The organism is Pseudonocardia xinjiangensis (assembly GCF_012911925.1).
In the GTDB taxonomy this organism is placed as follows: Bacteria; Actinomycetota; Actinomycetes; order Mycobacteriales; family Pseudonocardiaceae; genus Pseudonocardia; species Pseudonocardia xinjiangensis.
In genome coordinates this window covers 1-5,664 of sequence record NZ_JAAXKY010000253.1, presented here as the reverse complement: position 1 = coordinate 5,664, position 5,664 = coordinate 1, and the positions used below count along the sequence as shown (strand labels likewise).

Annotated in this window: 6 protein-coding genes; 1 reads left to right on the top strand and 5 read right to left on the bottom strand. The window is 74.0% G+C overall.

What is annotated here, in order from left to right:
* Positions 1–29: 29 nt before the first annotated feature.
* Genes egtD through egtA form a run of 4 tightly spaced genes read right to left on the bottom strand, consistent with a single transcriptional unit; the run spans position 30 to position 4,467 of the window.
* Positions 30–1,001: an L-histidine N(alpha)-methyltransferase gene (gene egtD / locus HF577_RS36375; RefSeq protein ID WP_169400541.1), complete on the bottom strand. Its 972-nt coding sequence runs from the start codon at positions 999–1,001 to the stop codon at positions 30–32.
* Entirely contained in the window at positions 998–1,756 is a 759-nt protein-coding gene (gene egtC, locus HF577_RS36370) for an ergothioneine biosynthesis protein EgtC (RefSeq protein ID WP_169400540.1), read from the bottom strand. The genes egtD and egtC overlap by 4 nt, the downstream gene beginning before the upstream one ends.
* Positions 1,757–1,762: 6 nt before the next feature.
* A complete protein-coding gene (gene egtB / locus HF577_RS36365) occupies positions 1,763–3,100 on the bottom strand; it encodes an ergothioneine biosynthesis protein EgtB (RefSeq protein WP_169400539.1) in 1,338 nt (445 codons plus the stop codon).
* A complete protein-coding gene (gene egtA / locus HF577_RS36360) occupies positions 3,097–4,467 on the bottom strand; it encodes an ergothioneine biosynthesis glutamate--cysteine ligase EgtA (RefSeq protein ID WP_312859614.1) in 1,371 nt (456 codons plus the stop codon). Before egtA ends, egtB begins: the two co-directional genes overlap by 4 nt.
* A gap of 120 nt (positions 4,468–4,587) precedes the next feature.
* Between egtA and HF577_RS36355 the strand changes: the two genes are divergently transcribed.
* Entirely contained in the window at positions 4,588–5,157 is a 570-nt protein-coding gene (locus tag HF577_RS36355) for a TetR/AcrR family transcriptional regulator (RefSeq protein WP_169400538.1), read from the top strand.
* Positions 5,158–5,175: 18 nt separating this feature from the next.
* On the opposite strand, the gene HF577_RS36350 is transcribed toward HF577_RS36355, so the two are convergent.
* Positions 5,176–5,418, bottom strand: coding sequence for a hypothetical protein (locus HF577_RS36350; RefSeq protein WP_169400537.1), 243 nt, complete (start codon positions 5,416–5,418; stop codon positions 5,176–5,178).
* Positions 5,419–5,664 lie beyond the last annotated feature (246 nt).

Genomic DNA, 5,664 nt, shown 5'->3' with positions numbered 1-5,664 from the left:
GGGCGACCCGCGGCACGGGGCCGGGGGCGTCAGGCGGCGGTGGCGAGGGTGAGCGCGAAGCGGTCCTCGGGGTCGGTCCACACGCGGGTGACCGTGAAGTCGGCGTCCGCCAGCATCGCGCGCACCCCGGAGGGGCGGAACTTGGCGGAGATCTCGGTGCACATCTCCTCGCCCTTCGCGAACCGCACCTGCAGGTCGAGCTCGGTCAGCGTGACGGTCACGTCGCGCTCGGCCACCAGCCGCATCTCGATCCACTCCTCATCGGCGTTCCACACCGCGCGGTGGGCGAACGCCTCGACGGGGAAGTCGGCGCGCAGCTCCCGGTTGAGCACGCGCAGCACGTTGCGGTTGAAGTCGGCCGTGACACCGGCCGAGTCGTCGTAGGCGCGGACCAGCACGTCCTCCTCGATCACCAGCCCGGTGCCCAGCAGGAGCTGCTCGCCCGGCTGCAGCACCGCACGCAGCTGGTGCAGGAACGCCGCCCGCTCCACGGGCCGCAGGTTGCCGATCGTGCCGCCGAGGAACGCCACCATCCGGCGGTCGCCCCGCGGCAGCCGGTCGAGGTGGCTGGTGAAGTCGCCGACCACACCGTGGAGCTCGAGCTTCGGGTACTCCGCGGCGAGGGCGTCCATCGCCTGGCGCAGGGCCGCCTCGCTGACGTCCTGCGGCACGTACCGGCGCAGCGAACCGGCCCGGGCGAACGCGTCGAGCAGCAGCCTGGTCTTGGCCGAGGACCCCGATCCGAGCTCCACCAGCGTGTCGGCCCCGGAGGCCACCGCGATCTCGTCGGCGCTGTGGTCCAGCAGCGCCCGCTCGGTGCGGGTCGGGTAGTACTCGGGCAGCTCGGTGATCCTCTCGAACAGCTCGCTGCCCCGGGCGTCGTAGAACCACTTGGGAGGCAACTGTTTGGGGATCGCCGTGAGACCGGCGCGCACGTCGGCGCGCAGTGCGGCGTCGGCGTCTCCGTCGGTGAGGTGGATGTCGAGCAGGGCGGGGCTCATGAATCTCCCGGTGTCGTCAGTTCTTCGACGCGGTGGTGACCCGGACGGGCCACCACGAGGTGCCGGTCGGGCACCGCGTTCCAGGTGGGGAGGCTGTCGATCGGCTCGGAGGCGACGAGCACGGAGTCGGGGGTGGTGCGCACCGACAGGGCGTGGTCCCAGGCCGTGGCCCAGATCCCGCTGCCGTCGGTGAGCAGCAGGTTCAGCCGCGACCCCGGGGCGGCGGCGGCCACCTCGGTGACGACGGCCGCCAGTGCGTCGGCCGGGTCGGCGCCCTCGCGCAGCCGGTGGCGCACCAGCGCCCACAGGAGTGCGGCGTCGGTGGGCGCGTCGAGCGTGATGAGGTCGGCCACGGGGAGACCGGCGGCGATCGGGGCGACCGACTGCGGCCAGCCGCGCACCACGCCGTTGTGGCTGAACAGCCACCGGCCGTGGACGAAGGGCGCGGCGGCCGTGTCGGTGACGGGCATGCCCACCGTGGCCGACCGGACGGCGGCCAGCAGGGCACCCGAGCAGGTGGCCCCCGCGGTGGCCGCGAAGGAGGCGTCCGACCACAGGGGGGCCGCGCTGCGGTAGCGCACCGCGTCGGCTCCGGCCACGGGGTACCAGCCTGCACCGAACCCGTCGGCGTTGATCGTGCCGCCCCCGCGCATGTCCGCGGGGGCGTAGGACTGCCGCAGCAGCCCGTGGGGCGCCTCCAGCACCAGTGACGACACTGTCACCGGCGGCCCGAGGTAGGCCAGATGTCGGCACACGCCTCGCTACGCAGACTCGCCGGGTGACACGTCCCGCGCGCAGCGGAATCCCGCGAAGATCTGCCGGCGGATCGGGAGGTCCCAGTTGCGGAAGGTGCCCCGCACGGCCGCCGGGTCGGTGCCGAAGGATCCGCCGCGCAGCACCCGGTAGTCACCCCCGAAGAAGACCTGCGAGTACTCGGCGTACGGGAACACCTCGAACCCCGGGTAGGGGTGCCAGCCCGAGCTGGTCCACTCCCAGACGTCGCCCATCAGCTGCTGGACGCCCAGCGGCGACGCCCCGGCCGGGAAGGCCCCGGCCGGCGCGGGCTGCAGGTGGCGCTGCCCGAGGTTGGCGTGCTCCGGGGTGGGGTCCTCGTCGCCCCACGGGAACCGCCGGGACCGTCCGGTGGCCGGGTCGTACCGTGCGGCCTTCTCCCACTCGGCCTCGGTGGGCAGGCGCTTGCCCGCCCAGCGCGCGTACGCCTCCGCCTCGTGGAAGCAGACGTGGACGACCGGCTCGTCGGCGGCCACCCGCTCGAGCACGCCGAAGCGGCGCCGGTACCACTCCCCCGAGCCGTCGCGCTCCCAGAACTGGGGTGCGGTGAGCCCGGCCTGCACACGGTGGGCCCACCCGGCCTCGCTCCACCAACGCCGGTCGTCGTAGCCGCCCGCCGCGATGAACGCGGTGTACTCGCCGTTGGTGACCGCCGCCGCGTCGATGACGAACGCGGGGACCTCCACGACGTGTGCCGGGCGCTCGTTGTCGAGCGCCCACGGCTCCGTGGAGGTGCCCATCGTGAACGGGCCACCCGGCACCAGCACCTCGCGTGCGGGCAGCGGCCGCCCGGCGGGCGGGGCGGGCGCGTGCAGCACCGGTGCGCCGACGCGGAGCTGGTGGGTGGCCAGCATGGTCTCGTCGTGCTGCTGCTCGTGCTGCACGATCATGCCGAACGCGAACCCGTGCTCCAGGAGCCTGCGCCCGGTGAGCGGGCTGCGGTCCAGGGCGTCGAGGGCCTTGTCGCGCACCTCCGCCACGTAGGTGCGGGCCTCCGCGGGGGTGAGCAGGGGCAGCTCGATGCGGCTGGCCCGGGAGTGCTGGAACGCGTCGTAGAGCCCGTCGATCTCGGGGCGGAGCGGTTCGCGGCCCCCGACGTCACGGACCAGCCAGAGCTCCTCCTGGCTGCCGATGTGCGCGAAGTCCCACACCAGCGGCGACATCAGTGGCGAGTGCTGGGCCACCAGGTCGGCCTCGTCGACGGCATCGGTGAGTGCGGTGCTGCGGGCGCGGGACGCGCCGAGCAGTTCGGCCACGCGGGCGCGCAGCTGCTCGGCGTCGGACGCGATGTGGTCGCTGACGGTCATGACGTCTCTCCCTCCGGAGGCTCCGGATGGTCGGCGAAGCCCGGTGCGCGGATGTCTTCTGCGGGATCGGATAGGGCAGCCCTGGCGTGGTGGTCGGCGGGGCACAGGCCGCGCAGCACCAGGCGCTCGGTCATGTCGGCCAGGTCATGGGCCACCCACGGCGGTGCACCGAGCGCCGGGAGCCGCGCGTCTGCCAGCTCGAACAGGACGCCCGCGGACCGCGCGAGCACCGGATCGGCCAGGCCGTGGCGGGCGGCGTCGTCCCACCGGTCCTGTGCCGGCTCGCACGCGGCCCGCGCCTGGTCGATGACGGCCGGGTCGGACAGCAAAGCGGCGATCACGGCGACGGGCAGCGCCCACCGGCGGCCCGGCTGGGCGTCGACGTAGCGCACCTCCAGGTGCCCGTGCGGGCGGACGGGCGGGAACAGCGTGGACACGTGGTAGTCGAGGTCGGCGGTGGTGGGCGGCACCGGGAGAGCACCCTTGATCCAGTCGGCGAACGTGATGCCGTGGGGCACCTGCCAGCCGTCGTCGCGGCGCACGACCAGCACCGGGGTGGCCAGCACCCGGCGGGCCCACGCCCCGGCGGGATCGGCGCCTGTGACGTCGGACACCGGCGGCGGGACCGTGCGCGCCGGATCGGCCCGCTGCCAGGACTCCCACCGCGAGGACTTCCAGCCCGTGCGCCTGCCGTGCATCAGCGGCGAGTTGGCGAACGCGGCCAGCAGCGTCGGCCCGAACGCGTGGACCGCGGCCCACCGGCTCGCGACGTCGTCCGGCCCGCCGGAGTCGATGCACACCTGGACCGCAGCGGTGGAACACATCGCGCTGCGTCCGTGCGGGCCCAGGCGGTCGAACGCCTGCTCCATGGCCCGGTAGCGGGGGACGTCGAGCATGCGGACCGGGGGACGGAGCGGGTCGGCGGCGCGGAGGTGGGGTCGGAGCCCCTGAGTGGCGAGCAACCGGTGCAGGGTGTCGGCGTCGGCGCGGACGGCCTGCAGCAGCCCCCCGAGATCGGGAAGGGGCGGGCTCGCGAGTTCGATCTGGCCACCGGGTTCGACGGTGACGTCGGAACCGGACGGGAGCGGGAGGGCGGACGAGGACGGGTCAAGCGTGGTGGGGGTGTGCGGACCGAGTGCCGTGACCAGCGCGGCGGCGTCGGGCGGCACCTCGGGAGCCGACGGCCGGTGCAGCAGCCATTCGAGCTCCACCCCGACGAGCCGGGGAGGGCCGATCTTGAAGCAGACCGAGGCCACGTAGGCCTCGGCGTCGGCGCAGTCACGTAGGACGGATGGGCCCGCGTCGGGCGGAGCGGGGGCGGGAGCGCCCGCCGCCGAGACCATCGCTATGCCCACGTTCTCAGCCACGCCCGAGAACGCTACCCGCGGACTCCGACGATTTCAGGTCCTCGCGCCCTCGGCCGTTGCCGATCCGTAAGGACTCTTCCCAAGACGTACGTACGTCCGGCTTCTCGCTATCCTCGACGGATGCCCCGCGTCAGCGCCGATCAGCTCGCCGCGCGGCGCCAGCAGATCCTCGACGGGGCTCGCTCCTGCTTCGCGCGCCACGGCTACGAGGGAGCCACGGTGCGCAGGCTCGAACAGTCCACCGGCCTGTCGCGCGGCGCCATCTTCCATCATTTCCGCGACAAGGACGCGTTGTTCCTCGCGCTCGCCGAACAGGACGCGGAACGCATGACGGACATCGTGGCCGAGCAGGGCCTGGTGCAGGTGATGCGGGAGCTGTTGTCCTCACCCGAGCGGATCGACGCGGGCTGGACGGGCACGTTCCTGGAGATCGCCCGCCGGGGACGCACCGACCCGGGCTTCCGCGACCGCTGGCGGGCGCACGCCGAGGCGCTCACCGCCGCCACGCAGGAACGGCTCGAACGCCAGGCGCTGGCCGGCACGCTGCGCGACGACGTCCCCGTACCGGTGCTGGCCCGTTACCTGGAGCTGGTGCTGGAAGGCCTGGTCTCGCACCTGTCCATGGGCCTGCCCGCCGAGCATCTCAATGTCGTGCTCGACCTCGTGGAGGGTGCGGTCCGGCGCCGCTGACGGCCCGGTGCGCGGCGCTCAGCCCCGCCCGCCGCCGATCCCCCGCGCCGGGTCCCAGCCGCCGGTGTCGGGCCGCGGGGCGCCTGACCCCTGTGTGCCGGGGGGAAGCGTCTCACCGCACGCCACGGCGCCGGCCGGGTGGACGTAGGAGTACCGCCACACCATGCTGCCGTCGGCATAGGCCTCCGCGACGTGGGCGAGGCGGACCACGGCCTCGCCCTCGCCGATGGGCGCGTAACACCGCTCGCAGATCATGATCATGGTTGTGCTCCAGCCCGGCTGCACGTCGCCGACCGAGGATCGTCAGGGAAGGGCGCTGCAGTCGGCGTCGACTCATCCGTCACCCGACTCCATCGTCCCTCGTCAGCGCGCCGCCCGGACGTGTCCTCCCCCACGCCGCGGGCCGGTCAGCCGACCAGGTGCTCCTCCCGGTGGCGCACGGTGCAGCCCTCGATGCCGCACTCGACGCCGGCCGGCTCGGGCCCGTCGGCCGGCGGGGCGGTGGGG

Coding starts and splice junctions, on each gene's coding strand:
- egtD (WP_169400541.1), bottom strand. CDS start 1,001: ATGAGCCCCGCCCTGCTCGACATCCACCTCACCGACGGAGACGCCGAC.
- egtB (WP_169400539.1), bottom strand. CDS start 3,100: ATGACCGTCAGCGACCACATCGCGTCCGACGCCGAGCAGCTGCGCGCC.
- HF577_RS36355 (WP_169400538.1), top strand. CDS start 4,588: ATGCCCCGCGTCAGCGCCGATCAGCTCGCCGCGCGGCGCCAGCAGATC.
- HF577_RS36350 (WP_169400537.1), bottom strand. CDS start 5,418: ATGATCATGATCTGCGAGCGGTGTTACGCGCCCATCGGCGAGGGCGAG.